This window comes from Cutibacterium sp. 37298 (assembly GCF_023838685.1).
GTDB classification, from domain to species: domain Bacteria; phylum Actinomycetota; class Actinomycetes; order Propionibacteriales; family Propionibacteriaceae; genus Cutibacterium; species Cutibacterium acnes.
Window position 1 is genome coordinate 268,980 of the sequence record NZ_JAJNRJ010000003.1, and the last position, 25,750, is coordinate 294,729.

Genomic DNA, 25,750 nt, shown 5'->3' on the forward strand with positions numbered 1-25,750 from the left:
CTCCCTCAGAACTTCAGCAGGTTGGTGTCGTCCACCGAAGTGGTGCGACGGGAACGGAAAATAGTGACGATGATCGCCAAACCGACAACCACCTCAGCGGCTGCCACGATCATCACGAAGAAAACCCCGACCTGTCCGTCGAGAGAGCCGTGCACGTGGGCGAAAGTCACCAGCGCCAGGTTCGCGGCGTTGAGCATCAACTCCACCGACATAAAGGCCACCAGGGCATTACGCCTCGTGAGGAAGCCCACAATGCCGATAGCGAACAAGATCGCCGAGAGCACCAGGTAGTCATTCGGATTCATTCGAGTTCTCCTTGGACCTCGTGGCGGGCGGCACTGATTGACGCAAACGCCCGATGCGTCGGAGCCTTCAACTCACCAGCGTCGATAATGGCACCGCGAGTCGCCAAGGTTCCCGAGATCGAGTCCTGAGCCACCGTGCCGTCAGGCAGCAGAGCCGGAGCACCAATCTGGTTCGTGCGGGCGTAGACACCGGAGTTGGGACGAACACCGGGGTGAGAGCCATGCTCGGCGTAGGCAGCCATACGGTCTGTCACCCGTTCACGCTGGGACTTCTTCTTGTCGGCCTCGCCATGGGCCAACACCATCGTGCCGACGGCAGCAGTGATGAGCAAGGCCGAAGTGGCCTCAAAGACGAGGACATACTTGGTAAACACCAGCTCGGCAAGCGACTTGACGTTATTCCCACCAGCTGCGTTGGCCTGCCCCAGGCCCACCGGATGGTCAGTGCCGATAACATCGGTCGTCACTGCATTACCGACAGCCAGGATCAGCAGCACCACAAAGGCCAAGGCGGCGATCATGGCGGCCACCTTGTGACCCTTGAGGGTCTCTTTGAGGGAGTCGGTGGAGTCGACGCCGACAAGCATGACGACAAAGAGGAAGAGCATCAGGATGGCGCCGGTGTAGACGATGATCTGCACCACAAAAAGGAAAGGCGCTTCCTGGCTGGCGTACTGCACGGCCAGACAAATCATGACCACGGCCAGCGACAACGCCGAGTGGACAGGCTTCTTGGCAAAAACCATCACCAAGGCCGCAAGCACCATGATCGGTGCCAACAGCCAGAAGGCCCACTGGGATGCCGTCACCATAGGGACGAGACCGGCGAGCAGGGGAAGTCCCGTAGTCATCGGGCGGCCTCCTCGTCCTTGTGTTGGGTGTCGTTGTCATCGTCCCGGTGCACAGTGGCACCACTATTGGCCGAACCGGTCCGTACGTCGTCCTGCCCAGAGGGAGGAAGACCGTTGAAGTAGTCATCTTCGCCATCGCCGAGACGGCGCGGGTGTGGTGGCTGCTCCATGCCCTCCTTGAGGGGAGCCAGCAACTCGTCCTTTGTCCAAATGTGCTTGGCACGCGAGGTGTCGGCCATCTTGAAATCGTTCGTCATCGTCAGGGCACGAGTTGGGCATGCCTCGATGCACATTCCGCACAAAATGCAGCGCAGATAGTTGATCTCGTAAACGCGACCGTAACGCTCACCAGGCGAGTAACGCTCCTCGTCAGTGTTATCTGCCCCCTCGACGTAGATGGCGTCAGCCGGACACGCCCATGCACACAGCTCACAACCCACACACTTTTCCAACCCGTCAGGCCAGCGGTTGAGCTGGTGACGGCCATGCATGCGCGGTGGCATCGGCTTTTCCTTGCCCTTCTCCGGGTATCCCTGGGTGAAGGACTTGCGGAACATCGTCTCGAAGGTGATCCCGAATCCGGACCAGGCTCCCATCACAGACCTCCGTTCTCGTCGTGGTCTCGTCGAGCCACCGTGGTGGCCGTTGCAGCCCCGGCCAATGGGGCCTGCACCTGATGTGGCAATGGCGGTACCGGATAACCACCGGCGAAAGCGTCGAAGGGTTCGTCAGGAGCCTCATCGGCCGTGGAATCGGTCTTACCACCCATGAACGCCCACACGATGAGAGCGACGAGGATGACGCCGACGACCACCAAAAAGACCGGGTTTCGACCCCATCCTTGATTGATGACGGTGCGCCAGGCAGCGACCAGCAGGACCCACCCCAGCGACACCGGGATGAGGACCTTCCAACCCAGATCCATGAAGTGGTCATAACGGAACCTCGGGATCGCGGCACGCACCCACACGAAGAAGAAGATGACGAGCTGGGTCTTGAGGAAGAACCACAACAGACCCCACCAGCCCGAATCGATGACGCCGAAGTAATTCAGCGGCCACGGAGCGCGGTAGCCGCCCAAGAACAACGTGGTACAGACCGCCGACAGGGTCGCCATGTTGATGTACTCCGCCAGGAAGTACATGCCATAGGGGAAACCTGAATACTCGGTGATGTAACCGCTGACGAGCTCCGACTCACACTCCGGTAGGTCGAAGGGCAGGCGGTTCGACTCACCAAACATCGTGATGACGTAGATGACGAAGCTCGGGATCAACAGCAACCAGTAATGCCCGGCGATATGGGTATCGAACCCGCCGACGACCAGGTGATTTGCCTGGGACTCGACGATCTGCGACGTCGACATCGAGCCGGAGAAGATGAACACCGTCACCAGAGACAGGCCCATCGCGACCTCGTAGGAGATCATCTGAGCACTGGAGCGCAGCGAGCCGAGCAAGGAGTACGTGCCCGCCGACGACCAGCCGGCCAACACCACGCCGTAGATGCCGATGGACGCCACCGCAAGGATAAACAGCACGGCAACCGGCACGTCAGTGATCTGGAGCCTGGTGGTGTGACCGAACATCGACACTTGACCACCAAGAGGGATGACGGACCAGGACGCGAAGCAGGCGATGCCCGCTATGACCGGCGCCAGGTTGAAGACGATCTTATCGGCACCCTTCGGGGTGAGCATCTCCTTGAAGATGAGCTTCAGGCCGTCACCAACAGCCTGAAACACGCCACCAGCCCACGCCGAGTTCATGATCGGGCCGATGCGGTTCTGCATCTTGGCCAACACACGGCGCTCGAACCACACGTTGAAGATGGTCCAGGCCAGCAGGATCACGAAGAGGATGACGACCTTGACGATGATGAGCCACACCGGGTCGATGGTGGCCTCGAGGGGACTCATGCCACACCTGCCTCTCGGGAAGTTTCGGTTTCAACGGCGCTCAGCGAGACGACGGTTCCGGGAGCGTCGGGGACGGTGGTGCGGCTCTGAGGGGCGGTCGAATCACCACGCAGCGACGGGATCCACACTGCCTCAGCCGTCATCGTCGTGTCGATCTTGACCGGAAGTCGCAGACTGATAGGCCCACAGACATCAATAAGCTGCCCATTGGTCACACCAAGTTGCTCGGCCGTCAGCGGGTCGATGACGGCAACCGGCGCAGGTGCGGTAGCGACCAGTGCGTCGGCACCAGTCAGGCTTGCCGAGCCCTCCAGCAGCTGACGCCAGGTCTCCAGCACTCGGCCAACCGAACCGGCCTCAACCATGGGCGCCTGCGGTACGAGCGGGGAGGCTGACTCCATCTTCGGATGACCGCCCGACCACTGCCCAAGGTCTCGCCACGCTTTGTGAGCCTGAGCGACCGTCGCTAGACCGGAGACCGACCCCATCTGGGAACTCAGCGCGTCAAGGACGCGGATCTCATTCATAGGGGTCGCGGGCTGCTTATTGACCACCCTGACACGGCCAGGGCGATGCTCCCAGTCGAGGAAAGTACCGGAGGTTTCCTCCAGCAGGCAGACCGGCAAAACAACGTCGGCTCGGGCTGAGACCTCAGAGAACCGCTGTTCGACAGAAACGACGAACCCGCAATTCTCGACGGCCTCGCGAGCTCCAGTCGGGTCAGGCATATCAGCCAGCTCGACACCAGAAACGACCAGCGCGTCGAGCTTTCCGGCCTGAGCAGCAGCCAGCATTCCGGCGGTGTCAAGGCCAGGCTGGGTCGGCAAGTTGGTGACTCCCCACGCGGCCGCGATATCGACGCGCGCCTTGGCGTCATCGACGAGACGTCCACCTGGCAGCAACTGAGGCAGCAGGCCAGCCTCGATGGCACCCATCTCGCCAGCTCGACGCGGCACCCAAGCCACCCGAACCGTCGAGTCAAGATCGTTGATGGCCGACAGGGTGCCGGGCCGGGTAGCGGCCCTCTCCCCCACCAACACGATGGTGCCCTCCCCAATGGTCCCGTCGGCGACCAACTGGGCGAGAGCTTCAGGCTCCTGACCGGGCAGACAGCGAGCCAGCTCGGCACCCATCTTCGCCGAACCATTGGATAGGTGAGTTCCGACTACGGTGATCGCCGCCTTGTGACGACGCCACGCCTTCCGCAGACGCAGGAAGATCATCGGGCACTCGTCCTCAGGCTCCAAGTCCACCAGGACTACCCGCGAAGCCGTCTCAAGGTCGGCGTAGGTGACCGATTCCTCGAGGCTGTGCCCGGCGACCCTGGCAGCCAGATAGGCGGCCTCCTCAGCTGAGTGTGGACGGGATCGGAAGTCGACGTTGTTGGTGCCGAGCACGACTCGAGCAAATCGCGACCAGGATAGGCACGTCTCCACCGGGAGGCGCCCGCCGGTAAGGACGCCGACGCTGGTACCGGCTTTCGTCAGTCCAGCGGCGGCCGTCTGCAAGGCCTCAGCCCATGACGCCGGTTCCAGTACGCCGTTGTGACGCACCAGCGGAGTCGTTACCCGGTCGTCACCACGGCCGTAGCGGAAAGCGAAGCGACCCTTATCGCAGTTCCACTCCTCGTTGACGTCTGGCAGGTTGCCGGCGTTGCGGCGCTTGACCTCGTAGTGACGGTGGTCGGTGCGCAGCTGGCAACCGGCCGCGCAGTGCTCACAAGTCGTCACCGTCGAGACGAGATCGAAAGGACGGGAACGGAAGCGGTACTCGGCGCTGGTAAGAGCCCCTACCGGGCAGATCTGGATGACGTTACCGGAGAAGTAAGAGTTGAAGTCGTCACCCTGGTAAGCACCAATCTGGGAGACGGCACCGCGCTCCTGCAGGTTGATGAAAGGATCTCCGGCGATCTGGTCAGCGAACCGCGTACAACGCTGACACAGCACGCAGCGCTCGCGGTCTAGCAGCACCTGGGCCGAGATATTGATCGGCTTGGGATAGGTGCGCTTGACCCCGTCATAGCGAGACTCACCACGTCCGTTAGCCATCGCCTGGTTCTGCAGGGGGCACTCGCCGCCCTTGTCGCAGATCGGGCAGTCCAGCGGGTGGTTAATGAGGAGGAACTCCAGCATGCCCTTCTGGGCTTTGCGAGCCATCTCGGAGCTGACCTGAGTCTTGACGACCATCCCCTCAGCGACCGGCATAGTGCAGGAGGGCTGTGGCTTGGGGAACCCACGACCGTTACCAGCGTCGGGGATCTCGACAAGGCACTCTCGACAGGCACCGGCCGGGTCAAGCAGCGGATGATCACAGAACCGTGGGATAGCGGTGCCGATGGATTCGGCGGCGCGAATAATGAGGGTCCCCTTGGGGACACTCACCTGCTGACCGTCGATGGTGCACGTCACGAGTTCGACGGGCTTGTTTTCGCTCATGCTCCGGCCCCCTCCAGGACTCGGCGATCGGCGTCGTTGAAAATCGAGCTGCGCTCATAGGGCAGATACTGCCAAGCGGGAATCCCCCGACACCCAGCTTCGAACTCGTCACGGAAGTGGCCAATAGCCCCGCGCAGACAGCCCACGGCGCCGTCAGCCAGAGCACAGAAAGAACGGCCACCGATATTGTCGGCGATGTCCATCAGCTTGTCGACGTCCCCCTCCTGGCCCTCACCAGCCTCGATGCGACGCAACATCTGGACAACCCACCAGGTACCCTCGCGGCACGGGGTGCATTTACCGCAGGACTCATGCTTGTAAAACTCCAACCAGCGCAGCGTGACGCGAACCACCGAGGTCGTTTCGTCGAAGCACTGCAGAGCTTTCGTGCCGAGCATCGTCTTGGCCCCAGCCATCCCCTCGTAGTCGAGGGGGAGGTCGATGTCGTCCTTGGTCAGGATCGGGGTCGAGGAACCACCGGGGGTAAAGAACTTCAGTTCATGTCCCTGTCTCATGCCACCGGAGATGTCGAGAAGCTGACGCAGCGTAGTGCCCATCGGGGCCTCATACTGCCCGGGGTGAGTCAAGTGCCCGGACAGAGAGTAGATGGTGAAACCATCGGACTTCTCGGTGCCCATGGACTTGAACCATTCCTTGCCGTTACGCAGGATCGACGGTACCGTCGAGATGGACTCGACGTTGTTAATGACCGTCGGACTGGCATACAGGCCCGCAACGGCCGGGAAGGGCGGGCGCAGACGAGGCTGGCCACGGCGCCCTTCCAAGGAATCCAGCAGAGCCGTCTCCTCTCCACAGATGTAGGCGCCTGCGCCTGCATGGACGACAACCTCGAGGTCGTAACCGGAACCGAGGATGTTCTTGCCAATATAACCAGCCGAGTAGGCCTCCCGCACGGCCTGCTGCACACGCCGGACGACATGCAGCACCTCACCGCGGATGTAGATAAAGGCCGCCTTGGCCTTGATGGCGTAGGAAGCAATGATGACGCCCTCGACGAGAGTGTGCGGGGAAGCCATCATGAGCGGCATGTCTTTGCACGTGCCCGGCTCAGACTCGTCGCCGTTGACAACAAGGTAGGTCGGGTTGGGATTGTCCTTAGGCACGAAGGACCACTTCATGCCGGTGGGGAACCCAGCGCCACCACGGCCACGCAGATTAGCGTCCTTAACCAGCGAGACAACTTCGTCAGGCGGCATCGTCAAAGCCTTACGAAGGCCGGCGTATCCGCCCTGTCGCTCGTAGTTGAGCAGCTTCCAGCTGCGCTCTTCATCCCAATTGGCCGACAGAACCGGGGTCAGTGGATCGGTCACTTCTTCTCCTCTTCCACGGGCTCAGCGGGAGCGGGCAGGATATTCGGATCTGGAGCCTTCCAGCCGTTCTGCTTAGCTAGCCGGACACCCTGCAGAGATGCCTCACCAGCGCTGGGGCCCTCATCAGCCCGACCATCGGGGAAGCCAGCGAGCACTCGCTCAGCCTCACGCCAGCTGGTAATTTTCGCACCGCGGGTGGAATGAACCTCTTCATCGCGAGCCAAGGAATCCAAGATTTCCTCAGCGCGGATCGGGGTCATGTTATCCATGTATTCCCAGTTGACCATCATGATCGGCGCGAAATCGCAGGCAGCGTTACACTCCACCCGCTCAAGAGAGAACTTACCGTCGGGGGTCGTCTGCCCCTCCTTAATGCCAAGCTTCTTCTCGACACGGGCAAGCACCTCCTCGCCACCCATGACGGCGCACAGCGCCGTGGTGCAGACACCGATGTGATGCTGGCCCGCAGGGTGCTTCTTATACATGGTGTAGAAGGTCGCCACCCCGGACACCTGAGCGGTGGTAATGCCGAGTACTTCAGCCGCAGTCTCAATGCCGACCGGCGAGATGCGTCCGTCCACCGACTGAACCAGGTGCAGAATCGGCAGCAACGCCGAACGGGAGTCGGGGTAACGCGAGGCGATCTGATGCATCTCCTCGATGGTGTGCTCGTCGATATTGGTAGAACGGTCGGTCTGATCGACTCCGCCGGTCCCCGAGAAGTCCGAATAGAAAGACTCGACGTAGGGGTATCCCAGGTTGACGGGTTCGCGATCGCTCATCGGTCGACTCCTCCCATAACGGGGTCCAAGGATGCCAGAGACGGCACCACGTCAGAAAGCATTCCGCCCTCACACATGGCGGGCAGGGACTGCACGTTGACGAATCCGGGATCGCGCAGATGGGAGCGGTAAGGCCGGACGCCACCGTCAGAAACAAGGTGACAGCCGAGCTCGCCGCCGGCTCCCTCAATGGCCTGGTACACCTGGCCAGCAGGCACCCGGAAGCCCTCGGTGACAATCTTGAAGTGATGGATGAGAGCTTCCATCGATTCGCCCATGATGTGGCGAATGTGCTCATTGGAATTACCCTGACCATCGGGGCCCAAAGCCAGTTCAGCCGGCCACGCGATGTGCGGGTCCTCGACCATATGACGGTCACCCTGGGTGTCCTCAAGGCGCTTGAGGCATTGCTTGAGAATGCGCACCGACTGGTCCATCTCTTCCAGGCGGATGCGGAAACGCCCGTAACAGTCGCAGGTATCCCAAGTGGCGACGTCGAAGTCATACGTGTCGTAATCGCAATAGGGCTGGGTCTTGCGCAGGTCCCACGGCAAGCCGGTAGCGCGCAGAGCAGGACCAGTCACTCCCAGGGCCATACAAGTAGACAGATCAGCGTAACCAATGCCCTGGGTTCGGGCCTTAAAGATCGGGTTCTCATTGCAGAACTGGCCGATCTCGGGGAGGTACTTCTCCATCCGCTTGATGAGGTCACGCAATTGGTCAAGCCCGGTCTCGGGCAGGTCCGTAGCGACGCCGCCAGGACGAATCCACGCGTTATTCATGCGCAGACCCGTGACGGCCTGGTTAAACTCCAGAATGATCTCGCGTTCCCTCAGGCCGACCTCGGCCACCGAGGAAGCACCAAGCTCCAGACCGCCAGTACCCACCGCAATGAGGTGGGATGAAATGCGGTTCAACTCGGTAATCATGACCCGAAGTACGCGAGCACGCTCGGGAACGTCGTCGGTAATACCGAGCAGTTTCTCGACGGCCAGGCAATACACCAACTCGTTGAAGAAGTTCGCAACATAGTTGCACCGGGTCATGAAGGTGACGCCTTGAGTCCAGGTGCGAAATTCCATGTTCTTTTCGATACCGGTGTGGAGGAATCCAATCCCGACTCGCAGGTCCGACACCGACTCGCCGTCAAGCTCAATGATGAGCCTCATGACGCCGTGAGTGGACGGGTGAGACGGCCCGAAATTCACGACGACGGTCTCGTCGCCTCGCTCGGCAGCCTCATCAACGATCTGGGCCCAGTCGCCGCCCTGGGACAAGTACTCGTGATTCTCGCTCATCAGTTGTAGCTCCTGCGCTGGTCCGGCGGTGGCACGACGGCACCCTTGTACTCAATCGGGATACCGCCAAGCGGGTAGTCCTTGCGCTGCGGATGGCCGACCCAATCGTCGGGCATGAGGATGCGAGTCAAGGCCGGGTGGCCGTCAAAAATGACCCCAAACATGTCCCAGGCCTCGCGTTCCTGCCAGTCCGCGTGCGGGTAAACCGACACGACGCTGGGAACGTGTGGCAGGGAATCGACGTCGCTGCGCCCGGTACGGGCAACGTCCTCCTGACCGGGATCGGCCAGCGCCACCTCAAGGCGAATGCGACGGTTATGGGTCATTGACAACAAGTTGTAGACAACGTGCATTTCGCGTCCTGCCATGTGCGGGTAATGCACGCAGGTCAGCGACGTACAACTTTCGAACCGCAGGGCGTCATCGTCTCGAAGAACCTCGACGAGTTCGAGGAGCTTCTCAGAACGGACGAAGAAGGTGATCTCCCCACGATCAACCACAGTCAGGCCGTCAGAAAAGTCGGGGACGAGCTCCGCCATTCGATCCGCAACCTCGTCGAACCAGCCACCATAGGGGCGCTCAGAGTTGCCAGAGATTTCGACCGTGCGAACGATGCCGCCGTAACCAGACGTGTCGCCGGGGCCGGAGGTCGCTCCCCACATACCCTTTCGGGTATCGATGCGACGATCGGTCCACTCACGGCCCTTCGCGGGGGTGTGGACCTGGTCGGGATGGCTGGGATCAAGGAAGTTGCGGCCGTCGGGGATGCGATCCCCGGAGTCCAAGCCGCCTGCGGCGCCGCGCGGGGTCGGCTTGTCACTCATCGCATGAGCCCCTTCTGCTCGAGAGTGGTCTTAGCGTCGAGGGCCTGCTTCTCCTTGGCTGCCTCGACCTCGGACATGTGGCCCATGAGCGGCCAGTGCTGGATCTGCTCACGGATCTTGAAGACGGCGTCAATGAGCATGTCCGGGCTGGGCGGACAGCCTGGCAGGTAGACGTCCACCGGGACGATATGGTCGCATCCCTGAACAACCGCGTAGTTATTGAAAATGCCGCCAGAAGATGCGCATGCACCCATCGAGATAACCCACTTGGGTTCGGGCATTTGGTCGTACAGCTGACGGACCACCGGAGCCATCTTCTGGCTCACCCGGCCCGAAACGATCATAAGATCTGCTTGACGGGGAGAGGCACGGAACACCTCGTGACCCCAGCGCGCAGCGTCAGCACGCGGGCCACCGTAGGAGATCATCTCGATGGCGCAGCAGGCCAGGCCCATCGTCAGCGGCCAGAATGAGGTCTTGCGGAGCCATCCGACGATGGCCTCCATTGAGGTCATCACGATGCCAGCTGGGACGTCGGCGTCGTACTCAGCCATCTCGCGCATCCTTTCTTTCTTAGACGTTGAGTGATGTGGCGCTCGGGCCACTCAACATATTTGCTGCGCGCGACCCCAAGGCCGCGCGGGAAGATCAGGTCCAATCCAGGCCGCCGCGGCGACGGATATAGAGGTAGGGGATGAAAACCATCGCCACGAACAACACCATCTCCACCAGTGCAAAGACGCCGAGGTGGTTAAAGTCGACCGCCCACGGGTAGAGGAACATGATGTCGATGTCGAACACGATGTAGAGCATTGCGACGACGAAGAACTTGACCGGGAACTTTCCGCCACCTGCCGGTTGTGGCGTCGGTTCAATGCCGCACTCGTAGATCTCGTGTTTGGCACGATTGGGTCGTTTTACCGCAAGAACGACGTTGACTGCGATCGTCGCCAGCACGAAAAACGCACCGAGGACGACCATCCCCACCAGGGGAGCATATCCGTTCATCTCACCACCTCTAGTCAGCACCATTCGCTCAGACCATACGACTCTCATTTGTCGCGCTGGTACTTTGGGTAACCTAACTTGAGGTTTGGCGACGCCAGATGGCAGTCGTCGACCACGACCTCACACCGACGGGGCAGCCCTCGTCAGGGCGTTGATAATACGGTCATCAAGGTCTCCAGATTCGGAATCAGTGAGGTTTGCCAATAATTTATTCACAAACTTCATGAGTCGACGGCGAGGAAGCCCGTACGTCGTGCAGATCTTCATGACGCGCGGGTCACCAATGAGTCGCACGAAGATCGTCCCCAGCCGGTAGTAACCACCGAAGTGGTGCCGAAGGGCGCGCGGGTACCCCTGAAGCGCTTTCTCGGCAGCCGGTGTCTGGTGGCCACAGTAATAGGCCTCAGCGATGGCGTCAGCCGCCAACTCACCGGCCTCCATGGCGTAATCGATGCCCTCGCCATTAAATGGGTTAACCATGCCGCCGGCATCCCCTACAAGTAGCAGACCGTCGTGATAGTGAGGTTGACGGTTAAACGCCATCGGCAAGGCGGCACCGCGGATCGGCCCCTCCTGGTGTTCTTCGTCAAGGGTCCACTCGGCGGGCAGATGTGACAGCCAGCGCTTCATCAAGGAGCGGTAGTCAGTGTTCCCAAAGGCGGCAGAGGAATTGAGCATTCCCAAACCGATATTGACCGTTCCATCCCCCTCAGGGAAGGCCCAGCCGTAGCCCGGCAAGAGGTCAGATTCTTGCGGGGTCCCGTCCCACGGTTCTAGCCAGCTCTCCAAATTACGCGACTCCGACAGCACAGAGCGGTAATAGGCGCGTACCGCCACGCCCATCGGACGATCGTCCCGCTTGTGCAGGCCCATCGCTAAGCCGAGTCGAGAAGAATTGCCATCGGCTGCGACGATAACGGGGGCGGAATACTCGGCACCCTCGGACGTACGGACGCCGCGAATACGGCCGTTAGGATTGAGGATCGGCTCAATGACATTAGCATTCTCAACGAGGGTGACTCCCTGCGACTCGGCGTGACGGGCCAGACGCTCGTCGAGAACCGTGCGTCGGCACACCATGCCGAAATTGGGGTAGTCAGCCAGCTCGGGCCAAGGAAGAACAAAGGGGGTGACACGTCCACCGTGGATCCGCAACCCCTCAGTGTGTTTCCACCCGGCTTTTTCGGAGACGTCTATTCCCAACCGGATGAGCTGCTTGACAGCACGCGGAGTCAGGCCGTCACCGCAGACCTTGTCGCGGGGGAAGGTCGCCTTCTCCAGCAGGGTGACGTGCAACCCCCTGCGGGCAAGATGTGCGGCAGTCGCCGAACCGCCGGGACCAGCACCGACGACGACGACGTCGGACTCCATCTGACTCGTCACGTGGACCCTCCTCATCGACGACGGCGCCGAACTACCGGCATCTGCAAAGGCGAGTCTAGGGGCTGTCAGCTACAAGCATGTCGGCGCGCCAGGTTCACGAAGCCGGAAGGCAGATAAACCTCTACCCGGGACGCCGTCGTCTCCAACACCTTAGTGACACTATGCAGTGCTATGCTCCAAACGAAAGTCTAAATGATTTTCGCTAATTTCCATACGTACGACATATCGGGAGACCATCATGTTCGTCCAAATCGCTGCCAGCCTGGCAGCCGCATCGACCATTGCACTCGGCGTTCCCGGAGCTGCCACACCCCTTAATGGAAGCCAACTTCCGACCGGTCCCCAAGTGTCGGTGACGGACCCTGCACAGCACACTGGACCGTTCAGTACGGCCACCCCTCTCACCATTAAGGTCAAGCCAAGCGCCCCATGCGTGAGAGCCGACGGTCGCCAGCAATCCCTGGTGGCCCGCGTCCTCGACGACAAGGGCCATCAGGTATGGTCCGGAACGTTCGACGAGTCACAGCTCATCGGCGGCACTGGACGTGGCACTGCAACGTTCCACGTTGGATCCGCGGCCGCAGCATTCAACTTTCACGGCGGCAAGCGCACCACCTACCGGGCTCTCGGCTACTGTGCCTACCCGCACTACGTTAACGGCACCCGGGAGCGTCTCTCCCAGGTGAGCGTCAAGACATTCACGGTGGATCCCGCCATCAACTGAGCTAATAGGCGTGGGCAGCGCCGCCAGGCCAACGCGAATTGGCCGTTCTCGTCGGCGCTCATAGCGATGAGACGGCGCTGCCCATGTAGACATCTGGGTTATCCTGCCACCGTGATCCTTGCCCCAGGTTCAGCCCGTTTGTGCGCCCGCACCGTCTCGATCCCGGACCCAGGCCCGCTCGAAAACTACATGACGCCCGAGGACTCGGTATGCTTTTTGCACCGCAACTACGGCATGGTCGGGTTAGGTGAGATCACACGATTCGAGACTGATTCCCCGGCAGCCGCCGACGTCTGGTGGGAGGCATTGTGCGATGATCTCGAGCACGAAACTGAGATGCCTGATGCTGAGGCCACTGGACCAGTCGCCTTCGGATCCTTCACGTTTGACCCAGACCGGTCATCGTCACGGTCTGTCATGATCCTTCCCAAAACGATCATTGGACGCTGGCCCGGTTATTCGTGGCTCACCCAACTCTCCTGGGACAGCATCACCGACGATTCTCCCCATCAGCAAAGCGTGCCCCGGCCCCCCGGGGCCGTGACGGTACGTGACGGTGTCGTCAGCGAGCGAAGTTGGCGCCAAGTGGCGCGACTTGTCCAGGACATCATGAGCCCCGGAGAACTCGATCAGATTGTCCTCATGCGTGACGTCGAGGCCAAAGCTGCCTCCTCTATCGACCCGCGATGGATCGTCGAGACTCTGCGTCGCCAATTCCCCAACGCATATACCTATCTCGTCGAGGGATCCGTCGGCACCACGTCGAAACTCACCGTCGGGGTGAGCAAGTCCTTAATCACATCCCGGGTACTGACGCACTCCCCCGCTACCGACGCCAACCACCAAACCCTGCTCACTGCGCTTCAAGGCACAGGGCCGCTGGCGGCCTATCATGACGAGATCGTTGAGCGAACCTGCGCACGTCTCGAGCAATTCTGCGACACGGTCCACGTTCCTGACTGTCCGGGATGTGTCTATAACGATGCCTCAACCTACCTCGTTACCGACGTCACCGGTATCCACTCTCCCGACCAAGGATCCTGTCTGGCCCTCGTGCAGGCCCTGTGCCCGCCAGCTTTTGTCACCGGACTACCACCACATCGCGCCATGTCCGTGTTGGCCGAGGTTGAGCACGTCGACCGTGGCCGCGTTTCCGGCCCCACTGGCTGGGTCGATTCTTTGGGCAATGGCCAGTGGGTCACCGACTGCCGTGGCGGTCAGATCGACGCTACCGACCCTTCACTCGTCCATATCTTCTCTGGCCACCCCGTCAGCCATGACGACGACGCGGACGTCTTGTCGGCCGAGGCAGAGCATCGCATCGATGTGCTGCGGGACCTCTTCTTGACGTAAGTTGAGGCCTCACCATATGAAAGCGGTGGGACGCGCCGATAGCTGACGTCGATCCCGCCCGACGATTACCGTCGCTTACGCTCGATGACCTTCTTCTCAGCCTTGCCGCCCCGAGTGTCCTGACGGGCCTCGGCTAGTTGACGCTGCGACTCCTCGCGCATCTCTGCCAGGTCCTGCTGGTTCATACCGCCCATTCGCAGGAATCCAAATACCACCACGGCAATGAACACCGACACCCATGGTGACCATCCCAACACCAACGGGATGGTGATAAGAGCAACCATGTCGAGCCCGCGAATAAGGTTGAACATCAACCCGGGAGGCATTGCGCCAGCCTGGGTTGCCACCATCGGCGAGGAGTAATCAGCTGGTTTTGCACTGACCCACCGAATCGCACCAGCAAGGCCACCAGCAGCCGTCACCAAGCCGTACATGACGGCCTGCTCCCACGGCCTTGATACCGCCGAGCCGACGCCGTGGAAGGCTGGGATAACGGCAATCGCCCACAACGCTGCTGCCACCGCAGGCACCACCGAGGCCGCCGAAATGACCTGGCTGGTAGTGAAAGGTAGACAGCGCACCAGCCCCTTGCTACGAGTGAGCACTCGCAGACTGGTGAAGAAAGGCACCAAAGCCGCAACAAGCACCAGGGCCGACACAGGGACCGTCAGAGCACCGAATCCCAGAGCGGAGACGGCATAGGGAACCACGGCCGTCACGATGAGGGTGAGCAGCGGCTTTGGAGACCGCATGACACGCTGCACGTCGCGCCACACCAGGGCTCTCAAACCCTCGCCTCGTCCACGGGTGGGGCGCACCTGGCCGCGTTCGATGGCTTCTCGCTCCTGAAGAATGTCGCGTATGAGGGCGAAGTCAAGAGCGAAGGCGGCCCCCTGCATACCAGAGGCCAGTGAGCCACCAGCCATGAGACGGGCGCGTCGGATTCGGTTCAGACGCAGTCGTGCTAGCACGAAGGTGACAACAAGCAGTACCGCTCCAGCTCCGGCCACCACCCAAGCGGAGACGAGGTTAGTGCCACTCGACATCGGCACCGCATACCACCCCGACGCCGTCGAGATGACCCCAAGCAGCACCGCCAGACCAGCCAGTCCAGCCACAGCTTCGACGGCCTTCACTGGCCAGGTACGTTCAGCGCCCTGCTCAGCGCCCGCAAAGGAAACGACTCCGGCAGCACCCAGGGCGCTCGCCAGGGTCCAGGCGACGACGGCCTTCCCAGCAGCCCCAGTAAGGGCAGCCACCAGGGCACCCAGGACGGCACCAGCGATCACCGAAACGAACACCGCAGCTCGTAGCCGTTTGGCGAGAAACTTGGCTCGGTCAATCGGAGCGTCCATGAGCCAGAATCCCTCAGCTGCCGAGGCAAGTACCGGCCCAAACACCCGGGCCGCGGCCAGGGCAAAGGCCAACACTCCTGACAATGCCGCCCACGGCAGCAGACCGCGAGCCGTCTGGCATCCCGTCGAGGTGCAGCCCGAGGCCTGCCCTTGGGCCTGCACAATGAGGCTGATGACCATGGCAAGGACGACGACCAACGAAAAGACGAGCACGTAGGCGTCGCCAATGGCCTGCCAGATATTGCGGGTGGTACGGCCTTTACGCCAGTCGCCCATCAGGAGGGAGAGCTGACGTTCATCGGCCTGACCGCCGAAGAATTCGTCGGGGCGGTGAGCGATGACCAGCTCCGGGTCGGGGACGACCGCCGCCTCAGCCCTGGCATTCTGTGGTTCGGGCTGGGACACCTTGGGGCGGGGCTTGGAGTGCTTACTGTTGCGCCGACTCATCCGCGCGGGCCTCCCAATTCGACAGTTCGGGCTCCCAGGGTCTCGACAAGGGCTGGCTCGTGGCTGGCCATCACGATTGCCAGGCCGTGATTCATCTCTTCGCGCAGCCTCTTACCAAGCCATGCGACACCTTCGACGTCAAGGCGGGCCTCGGGCTCATCCAAGACGAGGAGTTTGCGGGGGCGCACGAGGGCCGTTGCCAAGCCCAGTCGGCGCCGCTGACCGGAGGAGAGCGTGCCGGGAAGCTGGCCGGACTGTGGGACGAGCTGGACTTCCTCGAGCACCTCGTCAACGAGAGCGTCCGCGTCGACCAGCCCGTGAGCGCGGGCAAGTAAATCGAGGTGTTCTACCACCGACAGATCGGGGAAGAAGTCAAGGTCGTCAATGACTGTAGCAACGTTGCGACGAAACTCCGGATTCGTCTCGGAAACCTTTTTACCAAGCACCTCGATCGTTCCAGAGCTTGGGCGGTCGGCTCCCACCAGCATTCTCAACACCGTTGACTTACCGGCTCCGTTGCGGCCAGTAAGAGCGACGGCTTCCCCCTCATGAACGGTAAGGGAGAGGTGATCAATAATGATTCGGTCACCATAAGACTTCGAGATGTCCTTAGCGATGAGGACAGTAGAGCGGGATGCCATGCTGGCCATTCTCCCGCACTTGCAAGACCCACCTCAACCGGCATTGACTCATGGACCAACCTGCCCGAGGGGGTCAAGGGGACACGCAAGGCTACAAGACCACCCAACCCGCCCGAGGGGGTCAAGGGGGAGTCGCCTCCCCCTTACAATAAAACCCGTGTTGACAACCCGAGCCACCCTGGACAAACACCACACTGACGTCGCATCGATGTTCGACGGGGTGGCGAAACGCTATGACCTCATGAACCAGATCATGACGCTCGGGGCGATCGACACTTGGCGCGACCTCGTCGTCGCTGCGGTAGAGCCGGAACCCGGCCAGACCATCCTCGATTTGGCGGCTGGAACCGGCACCTCCTCAGCTACGTTTGCCGCCCGCGGCGCGCAGGTTTATCCCACCGATATTTCCACCGGGATGCTGGCGGTGGGTAAGCAGCGCCAGCCCCATCTGCACTTCGTCGCCGGGGACGCCACCTGCCTGCCCTACGCCGACAACTCCTTCGACGCCGTGACGATCTCCTACGGTCTGCGCAACGTCGAGGACCCACAAAAGACACTGCGCGAGATGCTGCGCGTCACCAAGCCTGGCGGCCGGGTCGTCATCTGCGAGTTCTCCTACCCCACCTGGGCACCGTTCCGCCACGTCTACACCAAGTACCTGCTGGCGGCGATCCCGGCCATGGCCAAGCTGGCCTCCTCGAACCGGGATGCCTATGACTACCTGGCCGAGTCGATCCTCGCCTGGCCCGACCAGCCTCATCTGGCAGACATGATGGCCGAGGCCGGCTGGCAGGCCATTGCGTGGCGCAATGTCTGTGGCGGCGTCGTCGCCTTGCATCGTGGTTGGAAGGGCAGTGACGAGAAGGAGATGGCCTGAGGTGAAAGGTCCCTCCTCCCCGATCCTCCTCGACGCCTGGGCAGCTCGCAGCTGCCCGGTCAAGACCCAGAACGCCTATGACCCCACCCTGTCAGAACCGGTCGGCGATCCGCGTGACGACGAGCTCTTCGCAGGGGCGGAGGCCCACCTGACGGTCATCTGTGACGCCCTGGCAGCCGTCACGGACGCCGTCGATCTGCGCTCGGTCACCTTGAGCGTGGCCGGTCGCCGGGTCGCCACCCGCAGGGCCATCGAGGCCGGTGCACCCGTCATCGTCTGCCCTGAGTTGCCGTCGTCCCCGCAGGAACACCGCACCGGCTCCCCCAACGCCTTGGTGCTGGCCGGCAAGCGTGCCGACGGCGGGCCTGGATATTTGCCGGTCATCGTCAAGGACTACCTGGTGCTGGAGAGCCACCACACCCTGGCGGAATTCACCTGGGTGTCCCCCCTGAATGATCCGGATCCTCGCCACGCACGGATGTCACTGGACCAGACCTTCCGCGCCGGCCGGGAACGCGCCCTCATCCAGGCCGCCCATCACTGGAGGCTCCTCGAGGGCCTGGGCCTGGTCGCCACCCCTGACGAGTGCCCCAGCCATCGACGTCTCGTGGGGCTGGTCGGCCACGACGAGATTGGGATCCTCGACGACAACTTGGCCGTCTCCTGGCTCGATCTCGACCACAAGTTCATTCGCACCTTCTCGCGCTCGTCCGCCTCGGGATGGCGTCGCCGCAGCGTGCTGGACCGATACGACCACGAGCACACCTTCCGGGTGTCGGTGGCCGAGCACGCCATCGCCGGCGGCGAGCCGATGGTCGCCCCGATCGTCGTGCGTGAGTGCGAGTCCTGTCAGTGGTGGGCCATCTGTGAGCCACGTCTCGACGATGCCGATCTCTCCCTGCGCATCTCCAAGGCTCCCCTGGACGTCCGGGAGATCTCGACCCTGCGTCGTCTCGGGGTTTCCACCGTCGACGACCTGGCCGACGCCGACCTGGACGAGCTGCTGCCGGTCTACCTGCCTGAGGTTCAACACCGTCCCCGACCCGAACAACGACTCCGGGCGGCCGCCCGTCGCGCGCGCCTCATCCGTCAGGGAGTCCTGCTGGAGCGCAACGATGAGGGACCCATCGAGGTGGCCTCGTCCCGACTGGAACTCGACTTCGACATCGAGACCTCTCCGGATGGCCGGGTCTATCTGTGGGGTTTCGAGGTCAGTGATCCTGAACGCCTGCTCGACTCGACGACCGGTGACGTGCCCTATTACGTCGCCTTCAGCGAGTTCGCTGACATGGGCGACGACGATGAGAACGCACTGGCCGCCCGCGCCATCGCCTGGCTCGACGAGATCCTCTCGGCCCACCCGGAGACGATCGTGGTCCACTACTCCGACTACGAGATCGTCCATCTGCGTCATTTCGGCCACGTCTGCCAGGACGTGGAGACTCGTCAAGCGGTACGTCGGCTGCTGGACTCCGGCTGTTTCGTTGACCTCTTCACCACCATCAAGGCGCACTTCTTCGGGGTCAACGGGATTGGTCTGAAGGTCGTTGCCAACGCCGGCGCCGGGTTCTCCTGGCGTGACCCGGACCCGGGTGGCCTCAACTCCCAGACCTGGTGGGACCTCGCCGTCCATGACCCCGATCCGCAGGTCCGCGAGTCCTCCAGAACCCGAGTCATGGAATACAACGAGGACGACGTGAAGGCTACCCTCGCTGTTCGCCGTTGGCTTGCCGAGAGGCCCTCCGAGTAATCCTGGGACGCCTGGTCACGACGTTTCGCCGTGACGGGTGTCGCCATCGGCATGAGGTCAGGCAAAGATGATCCTGGCATGGCAAAGGTATACGGTTTTGTTGACACGTCCCTGACGATCCCTATCCGCTCATCTGGAGACCCATGCGTTCCTTGACACGAATCCTTCGATTCACCTCGCAGCTGTGGAAGTTCTACCTCGGGGTCGTCATCTCGGCTGTCATCGTCGCAATCACTCAGCTGGCCGTACCCTTCGTCATCGCCCGGGCCACCGACCTCGCCGTGGCAGGCGTGCGCGGCAACGACCACCACATCCGCGACATCATGCTTCTCGCGGTGGTCATCCTCGTCCTCGACGTCGTCAACTCCCTGCTCACCAACGTCAACGGATGGCTGGGCGACATCATGAGCGCCAAGATGCGCCAGATCCTGTCGACCCGGTACTTCAGCAAGCTGCTGGAGCTGCCGCAGTCCTGGTTCGACGAGGAGCTCACCGGATCGATCACCTCCAAGCTCACCCGATCGATCACCAATGTCACCGACTTCGCCAAGGCCTTCTCGAACAACTTCTTCACCCTGCTGCTGACGACGTTCGCCGTCCTCATCATTTCGGCCATCTACTACTGGCCGCTGGCCCTGCTGTTGGCGATCGTCTTCCCGATCTACGTCTGGTTGACGGCCTTGACGTCACGCAACTGGCAGACCCATCAGGACGTCATCAACCACCACATCGACACCGCCGGCGGGCGGTTCCAAGAGGTCGTCTCGCAGATTCGCGTCGTCAAGTCCTACGTCACCGAGGCCAGCGAGCAGAAACAATTCAACAACCACTACGACGCCACCGTCGACGCCACCCGCCAGCAGTCCAACCACTGGCACCTCATGGACACCGTGCGGAGGGTGGTCCTCAACGTCATCTTCTTCGGTATCTACGCCATCATCTTCGTCCGAACCGCCAAGGGATACTTCGGCGTCGGGGACATGATCCTGCTCATCCAGCTCATGACGATGGCTCGCCAGCCGGTGCAGATGATGAGTTACATCATCGACGTCGCCCAGCGCGCCGTGGCCGGGTCCAAGGACTACTTCTCCGTCATGGAGACCCGTCCGGCCCACGTACCGCAGACCGCCACGACGACCATCCGCGAGCCCGAGCCGGGCGTCCCGATGATCTCCTTCAACGACACCGTCTTCAGCTACGACGGCACCAATCGGGTCATCGACCATGTCACCTTCGACGTCAGTCCCGGCGAGAAGGTGGCACTTGTGGGCGAATCCGGGGGCGGAAAGTCCACCTTGGTGAACCTGCTGCTCGGCCTCTACCCGGTCACCGAGGGCGCCATCATGGTGGCCGGCAACGATATCTCTCAGGTGACCCCGGATGCCTTGCGACGCCGTATCGGAGTGGTCTTCCAGGATCCGGCACTGTTCTCCGGATCGATCCGGGAGAACATCGCCTACGGCACCGAGGCCACCGACGCGCAGATCCGCGACGCTGCTCACCGCGCCTACGCCGACCGCTTCATCAAGCGGTTCTCCCAGCAGTACGACACCCTCGTCGGGGAGCGCGGTATCAAGCTCTCCGGTGGCCAGAAGCAGCGCATCTCGATTGCCAGGGCCCTGCTCAAGGACGCCCCGATCCTCGTTCTCGACGAGGCCACCTCAGCCCTGGACACCAAGTCCGAGCGGTGGGTGCAGGCCGGTCTGGAATCCCTCATGGCCGACCGCACCAGCCTCATCATCGCCCACCGCCTCTCGACGATCTCCAGCGTCGACCGGATCGTCACCCTGGACGCCGGTCGCGTCGACGAGATCGGCACCCCGGCCGAGCTGGCCGCCTCCGGAGGTATCTACGCCGAGTTGTTGGCCCTGCAGGCATCCAGCTCGAAGGCCGACCGCAAGAGGCTGGAGCGATTCGGCATCAAACTGTAATGAGGACCGCGCCGACGATGGCACCGACGCAGCCGCGTCACGAACGGCGAATCGTCCCGACGCGTTTTGGGCCGGGCCGCAGCGGTGTCACGGGGTCGTGGATCAGGTAGCTCTCATGTCGAAGTGGTAACGGCGATGGATGGCGGCCCCCAGCAAGGATCCACCGAACATCCCGGCGGCCAACGCACCGAAGACCCACCACGCGGCCCCAAGCAGGTCCAAGGCTCCCGACAGGATCCTGCCTGTGAGCCACACCGCGACAACCGAGGAGATCACCCCGCATATCAGGGCGGCCAGCATTGTGGTAGCCACCTCCACAAGGATGACCTGGTCCACCCAACGCCTGCCCAATCCGATGCGTTTGAGGCTGGTCACCAGATCACTGTTGGCGGCTCTCTCCTCCTTCGCCAACAGGCCCGCCATGATGGCCGACAACACGATGAAGGTGACGGTCGCGACGATGGTGATCGTTGGCAGCGGGACATCACCGAGGATTCGGGGGGCCATGACATAAAATTCCCCCAACCCGTGCGCCTGCGCCCACTCGTTGGTCAGTCGATCCTGATCGGGGGTCAGCCCTGTGAACAGAATCGCCGATCCAGCGCCTCGTGGTATTCCTGCTTTCGGACGCACGGAGATGCGCTTGACCCAGCTCAGATCATCCGTCAGCCCGACGGTGTGTGCCGGGTCGGCCCTGGAGGGATCATTGGTCAAGTACCCGCCTGATACAAGGACGTCACGTTGGGCGTCGTCAAGCTTTGTGACGACCGCAACATCGTCAACCTTGGAGAAATACCACCATGATCCGCTGATGTTGGCGTCATCGACCTGGTGGACGGTGATGTTTTTGGCGCCTTCCAGGGCATCGGAAAACTGCTTGACCTGAGCCGACTCCAGGGCGGGCACACCCTCCATCGAGACATGGAGCAAGGCCATCCCCGGGGGCATACCGGTGCTCGTCTGCGCGTTGGCCTGGGAGAACAACGCTGAAACGATGAGAAGCCCGGTAGCGGTTGCGGTGACCAGACCCGCCGCCACACCTGCGAAGACGCAATGCCACCCGCCCCGGCTGGAAAGAGCTCGATGAGCAGCAAGAGCCCGGCCTACGGGGCGATGTGTCCGGACCAGACGAGAGAGCACGAAGGGTGCCCCCAAACCACCGGCCACTGCACACATCCCAGCGACCACAGCGACCGCGGTGAAGGTTGCGTCAGCCCCCAGGAGACCCCACAGGCACACTGCGCAGCCCAGTACCAGAGCCGCCCACCCCAGCCGACGAGCCGTGTTCATGTTGATCCCTCGCCGCTTCACGGTCTTACGACGGGAGGGAACCATGTTCACCATGGCCGCAGGAAGTACCCCGATGACCAATGCCATCACCAACGGGACCGTGGGGAATCGCCAAGGCCCCAACGGAGCAGAAGCCCTGGGGGCCATGTACCACCGCGCCGCAGCGACCACCGCCTGGCCCAGGGCCACAGACATCAGCGAGACGGTTTCTGCAACGAGGAGGGCCACCGTCTTACTCATGGCCGATACCGATCGACGGCGTACCCCGATAGCCAGAAGGGGGGATGCGATGCGTCTGAGTAGGGCCGTCAGTGCCGCGCCGGACACGACTGCCCCCAGCAGGCCAAACACCAGCCATGCCAGGTTCTGATCCACGAATGCCTTCGGCGTCAGCCCGTGAGCTTCGCTGGCAGAACGGGTCTGTGTGGTATCGCAGTCACCTGCAAGCTTCAGGGTCTCGGCGAGGAGACTGCATACGTCACCGGGCTCCTGGGAGGTGAACCCAATTTGCCCATTGCCCCTGATACCGGCACGTCCAGCGTCATCGCGGGAAATCCGCCATGACTGCCATGTGCCTGGAGCCGCAAGAACCAAGGTCGCAGCCCGATCGTAGACGGCTTCGACATGGCCGGTGACCGTGAGGTGGAGATCACCTGCCTTGGCAGACAACCGCGATCCATCATCAGCGCCAAGAGTACTGGTGGCCAGAACCTCCCCGGCCTTCGCCGGCCAGCGACCCGAGGTCAGCCGATAGCGACCTTGCGTGGCCGAACCGGCCATGGGCATCTCTTGGTAGGCGACGTCATCGTACTGTACAAGGTTGATATTGCTGTAGAGCTGGGGAAAGGGCGCCGATGCCTGCAACGTGTTATTACGGGGTATCGGTACGGGGGTACCTGGAGGCACGTCTTCCTGCAGCGAGAAGAGACCGCTGGTGGAGCCGTAGCTCGCGATGTTCTTCTGTTCATCGGACAGTTGCCGAGCATTGGTGATGCCGCTGGAGACAGTCAGAGCTACAACGACCAGAGCCAGCGGAATGACGCGAAGCCACGTCCGCCAGTTCGACACGACGAGCCGGGTGACGTGGACGACCCACATCTCATACCTCCTCGAGATCCCCGTCCTCCATGTCGAGAACCCGGTCGACATAGTCGCAGGCTCGCGGATCATGGGAGGACAGCAGGACTGCACGATCAGCACCGTCGGTGACGATGTGACGCAAGACCTTGAAGATCATGTCAGTATTGGCCCGGTCGAGCTGGCCAGTCGGTTCATCGGCGAGCACGATTCGATGACCGCCAGCAATCGCACGGGCGATCCCCACCCGCTGAGCCTGACCCCCAGACATCTCAGCAGGGCGTCGATCTGCCAATTCAGCGACCCCCACCTCTTTGAGAGCATCCATGGCAATGGCCGCAGAATTTTTAATTTCACGCGCCCGCAGGACAAGCTCAATATTCTCACGGGACGTAAAATCGGGGACGAGCCCATGATGCTGAAAAACCATCCCCATTTCATGAAGACGAATGGCGTCCCGTCGTGATTCTGAGATTTTCGTGATGTCCACTCCGTTGATGCACACCGTCCCGCGCAATGGAGACAGGAGCCCAGAGAGCACATTGAGCAGGGTTGTCTTTCCGGAACCACTCACTCCGCGAACGAGTATCAGCTCACCGGTGTGCAGCACAAGATCGACACCTTTGAGTACCTCGTCACCCTTAACATAGGAAACATGGACATCACTGGCCTTGAGGGGGTGAGCCACCCCCTCAAGGCCTTGTCGTTGCGATGTCAGCACCGATGACCCAATCCATAGGATGAGGCTTCATCATGATCTTTCCACCAGAACGACGAATCATTCGTCCACGGCTTATAATCCCAGCAATGCCCCTTCTGGTTTACATCATACCAAAATGCGGCACCATAAGGAGTCTGATTTTTTACAGAACTGAGAGAATCATTCTGATTTTTGTTAAAGTTATAGTAACCTACCTTAGTCTGTTTCGCAATGAGACCATGGAAATTCGAGTCGGCATACATTTCCAACGTAGCCTTCGACGGCGCCGGCGCTGCCGCCAAAACAGTGGCACCCATACACGCCGCCACGACCCCCCCCAACTATTTTCCTATTAACGGACATGGCTAAAGCCTCGATTCTTGATCGCCCGCTGCTCTGCGGCGTGTGATACTTAGGTTACCTAACCTAAGACAGCCTGTCAAGAGTGGGTCACAACGGCCGATCCAGCATCGCCCCGACCAGAAATCCCACAGCGCACAGCAACTCCGCCAGCCCGGTGTTCTTGAGGACCGGCACCAGGGCCATCCCGGTGGCCTCCGTGGCCAAGGCCTTCACCGGGGAGACGAGCAGAATGACCATGAGCAGGCCCAGAAGGACCCACCAGGTCGACAGGGCCGCGACGACGATGACACCGACGCAGGCCAGGGCCACCAGCACGAGGTACAAGATCCGCGTCCCCTGATGGCCCAGCTTGGTGGCCACGGTGTGCTTGCCACTGACGCGATCACCGTCGATGTCGCGCAGATTGTTGGCCACCAGCACCGCACAGGCCATCGCACCGATGACACAGGCCGTCACCCAGCCAGCCGTGCCGACGTGATCGGCCTGGACGTACACCGTGCCGCCGACGGCGACCAGCCCGAAGAAGATGAAGACGAAGGTCTCCCCCAGCCCGGCATAGCCGTAGGGGTGTGAACCACCGGTGTAGAACCAGGCCGCAAGGATGCAGGCCAGGCCCACGATGATGAACCACCAGTGTCCAGTCATGATGGTGATGATGAGTCCGGCCACCGCCGAGACCCCGAAGCACGCGAAGGCAGCAGCTTCGACGTGCGAGGGTTCAGCGACTCCTGACCCGACCAGCCGCAGCGGACCAACCCGGTCCTCCCCGTCGGAGCCGCGAATACCGTCGGAGTAATCATTGGCGAAATTCACCCCGACGACGAGCCCCAACGCCACCACGAGGCACAGGGTGGCCAGTTCCCACCGCGCACCACCGTCGGCAATGGCGATCGCGGTACCCGCCACCACCGGAGCAATCGCGGTGGGGAGGGTACGGGGACGAGCCCCCTCTAGCCATTCGGCTGCAGTGGCCATGGACAACTCCCTGAGTCAGTGGTGGAGACGCGGATCGTGCGTCAGGCGGGCACCACACCGAAGGACTTCTCGGAACGTGCACCAGTGGCGACCATATCGCCGCTGCATGTCCAACCCGTATCTGCACCAGTG

23 protein-coding genes are annotated in these 25,750 nt (G+C 61.8%); 5 read left to right on the top strand and 18 right to left on the bottom strand.

Annotation, left to right across the window (positions count from 1 at the left end):
• Window positions 1-5: 5 nt before the first annotated feature.
• From nuoK to LRP59_RS09990, 12 genes are all read right to left on the bottom strand, one after another.
• Window positions 6-305, bottom strand: a complete 300-nt coding sequence (nuoK, locus tag LRP59_RS09935; protein WP_002514925.1) for an NADH-quinone oxidoreductase subunit NuoK — start codon at window positions 303-305, stop codon at window positions 6-8.
• On the bottom strand, window positions 302-1,156 hold the full coding sequence (locus LRP59_RS09940) for an NADH-quinone oxidoreductase subunit J (RefSeq protein WP_002514926.1): 855 nt from the start codon (window positions 1,154-1,156) through the stop codon (window positions 302-304). Before LRP59_RS09940 ends, nuoK begins: the two co-directional genes overlap by 4 nt.
• Complete coding sequence (nuoI, locus tag LRP59_RS09945; RefSeq protein WP_002514927.1) at window positions 1,153-1,752, bottom strand: NADH-quinone oxidoreductase subunit NuoI; 600 nt, start codon at window positions 1,750-1,752, stop codon at window positions 1,153-1,155. Before nuoI ends, LRP59_RS09940 begins: the two co-directional genes overlap by 4 nt.
• Window positions 1,752-3,074 carry an NADH-quinone oxidoreductase subunit NuoH gene (gene nuoH, locus LRP59_RS09950; protein WP_002514928.1) on the bottom strand — a complete coding sequence of 441 codons (1,323 nt, stop codon included), beginning with the start codon at window positions 3,072-3,074 and terminating at the stop codon, window positions 1,752-1,754. Before nuoH ends, nuoI begins: the two co-directional genes overlap by 1 nt.
• Complete coding sequence (locus tag LRP59_RS09955) at window positions 3,071-5,509, bottom strand: NADH-quinone oxidoreductase subunit G (protein ID WP_002514929.1); 2,439 nt, start codon at window positions 5,507-5,509, stop codon at window positions 3,071-3,073. Before LRP59_RS09955 ends, nuoH begins: the two co-directional genes overlap by 4 nt.
• A complete protein-coding gene (nuoF, locus tag LRP59_RS09960; RefSeq protein ID WP_002514930.1) occupies window positions 5,506-6,840 on the bottom strand; it encodes an NADH-quinone oxidoreductase subunit NuoF in 1,335 nt (444 codons plus the stop codon). The genes LRP59_RS09955 and nuoF overlap by 4 nt, the downstream gene beginning before the upstream one ends.
• Entirely contained in the window at window positions 6,837-7,622 is a 786-nt protein-coding gene (nuoE, locus tag LRP59_RS09965; protein WP_002514931.1) for an NADH-quinone oxidoreductase subunit NuoE, read from the bottom strand. Before nuoE ends, nuoF begins: the two co-directional genes overlap by 4 nt.
• Entirely contained in the window at window positions 7,619-8,920 is a 1,302-nt protein-coding gene (locus tag LRP59_RS09970) for an NADH-quinone oxidoreductase subunit D (RefSeq protein ID WP_002514932.1), read from the bottom strand. Before LRP59_RS09970 ends, nuoE begins: the two co-directional genes overlap by 4 nt.
• A complete protein-coding gene (locus tag LRP59_RS09975; RefSeq protein ID WP_002514933.1) occupies window positions 8,920-9,744 on the bottom strand; it encodes an NADH-quinone oxidoreductase subunit C in 825 nt (274 codons plus the stop codon). The genes LRP59_RS09970 and LRP59_RS09975 overlap by 1 nt, the downstream gene beginning before the upstream one ends.
• The gene (locus LRP59_RS09980) at window positions 9,741-10,298 is read right to left on the bottom strand and encodes an NADH-quinone oxidoreductase subunit B family protein (protein ID WP_002514934.1); all 558 of its coding nucleotides are present in this window, start codon (window positions 10,296-10,298) and stop codon (window positions 9,741-9,743) included. The genes LRP59_RS09975 and LRP59_RS09980 overlap by 4 nt, the downstream gene beginning before the upstream one ends.
• Before the next feature lie 94 nt (window positions 10,299-10,392).
• Window positions 10,393-10,776, bottom strand: coding sequence for an NADH-quinone oxidoreductase subunit A (locus tag LRP59_RS09985; RefSeq protein ID WP_002527916.1), 384 nt, complete (start codon window positions 10,774-10,776; stop codon window positions 10,393-10,395).
• Between the two features lie 96 nt (window positions 10,777-10,872).
• The gene (locus LRP59_RS09990; protein WP_002527917.1) at window positions 10,873-12,150 is read right to left on the bottom strand and encodes a geranylgeranyl reductase family protein; all 1,278 of its coding nucleotides are present in this window, start codon (window positions 12,148-12,150) and stop codon (window positions 10,873-10,875) included.
• 223 nt (window positions 12,151-12,373) lie between these two features.
• Between LRP59_RS09990 and LRP59_RS09995 the strand changes: the two genes are divergently transcribed.
• On the top strand, window positions 12,374-12,859 hold the full coding sequence (locus tag LRP59_RS09995) for a hypothetical protein (RefSeq protein ID WP_002514937.1): 486 nt from the start codon (window positions 12,374-12,376) through the stop codon (window positions 12,857-12,859).
• Between the two features lie 189 nt (window positions 12,860-13,048).
• Window positions 13,049-14,212, top strand: coding sequence for an isochorismate synthase MenF (locus tag LRP59_RS10000; RefSeq protein WP_002533350.1), 1,164 nt, complete (start codon window positions 13,049-13,051; stop codon window positions 14,210-14,212).
• Between the two features lie 65 nt (window positions 14,213-14,277).
• On the opposite strand, the gene LRP59_RS10005 is transcribed toward LRP59_RS10000, so the two are convergent.
• Together LRP59_RS10005 and LRP59_RS10010 are read right to left on the bottom strand one after the other, a co-directional pair.
• Complete coding sequence (locus tag LRP59_RS10005; RefSeq protein WP_002514939.1) at window positions 14,278-16,014, bottom strand: DUF6297 family protein; 1,737 nt, start codon at window positions 16,012-16,014, stop codon at window positions 14,278-14,280.
• The gene (locus LRP59_RS10010; protein ID WP_002519588.1) at window positions 16,011-16,664 is read right to left on the bottom strand and encodes an ABC transporter ATP-binding protein; all 654 of its coding nucleotides are present in this window, start codon (window positions 16,662-16,664) and stop codon (window positions 16,011-16,013) included. The genes LRP59_RS10005 and LRP59_RS10010 overlap by 4 nt, the downstream gene beginning before the upstream one ends.
• Before the next feature lie 148 nt (window positions 16,665-16,812).
• Here LRP59_RS10010 and LRP59_RS10015 point away from each other — a divergent pair, with 148 nt between their 5' ends.
• The 3 genes from LRP59_RS10015 (at window position 16,813) to LRP59_RS10025 (ending at window position 21,213) form a co-directional block, all read left to right on the top strand.
• Window positions 16,813-17,532, top strand: a complete 720-nt coding sequence (locus LRP59_RS10015; RefSeq protein ID WP_002514941.1) for a demethylmenaquinone methyltransferase — start codon at window positions 16,813-16,815, stop codon at window positions 17,530-17,532.
• Window position 17,533: 1 nt separating this feature from the next.
• Entirely contained in the window at window positions 17,534-19,282 is a 1,749-nt protein-coding gene (locus tag LRP59_RS10020; RefSeq protein WP_002514942.1) for a TM0106 family RecB-like putative nuclease, read from the top strand.
• Between the two features lie 143 nt (window positions 19,283-19,425).
• Window positions 19,426-21,213, top strand: coding sequence for an ABC transporter ATP-binding protein (locus LRP59_RS10025; protein ID WP_002533352.1), 1,788 nt, complete (start codon window positions 19,426-19,428; stop codon window positions 21,211-21,213).
• Window positions 21,214-21,315: 102 nt separating this feature from the next.
• On the opposite strand, the gene LRP59_RS10030 is transcribed toward LRP59_RS10025, so the two are convergent.
• The 4 genes from LRP59_RS10030 to LRP59_RS10040 form a co-directional block, all read right to left on the bottom strand.
• Window positions 21,316-23,601 carry a hypothetical protein gene (locus LRP59_RS10030; protein WP_002515392.1) on the bottom strand — a complete coding sequence of 762 codons (2,286 nt, stop codon included), beginning with the start codon at window positions 23,599-23,601 and terminating at the stop codon, window positions 21,316-21,318.
• A 1-nt stretch (window position 23,602) separates the two neighbouring features.
• On the bottom strand, window positions 23,603-24,301 hold the full coding sequence (locus LRP59_RS10035; protein ID WP_002514945.1) for an ABC transporter ATP-binding protein: 699 nt from the start codon (window positions 24,299-24,301) through the stop codon (window positions 23,603-23,605).
• Window positions 24,295-24,597, bottom strand: coding sequence for a hypothetical protein (locus tag LRP59_RS12165; protein ID WP_075260962.1), 303 nt, complete (start codon window positions 24,595-24,597; stop codon window positions 24,295-24,297). Before LRP59_RS12165 ends, LRP59_RS10035 begins: the two co-directional genes overlap by 7 nt.
• A 133-nt stretch (window positions 24,598-24,730) precedes the next feature.
• Window positions 24,731-25,618 (bottom strand): 1,4-dihydroxy-2-naphthoate polyprenyltransferase, encoded by an 888-nt coding sequence (locus tag LRP59_RS10040; RefSeq protein ID WP_002514946.1) that lies wholly within the window; start codon window positions 25,616-25,618, stop codon window positions 24,731-24,733.
• Window positions 25,619-25,750: the final 132 nt, after the last annotated feature.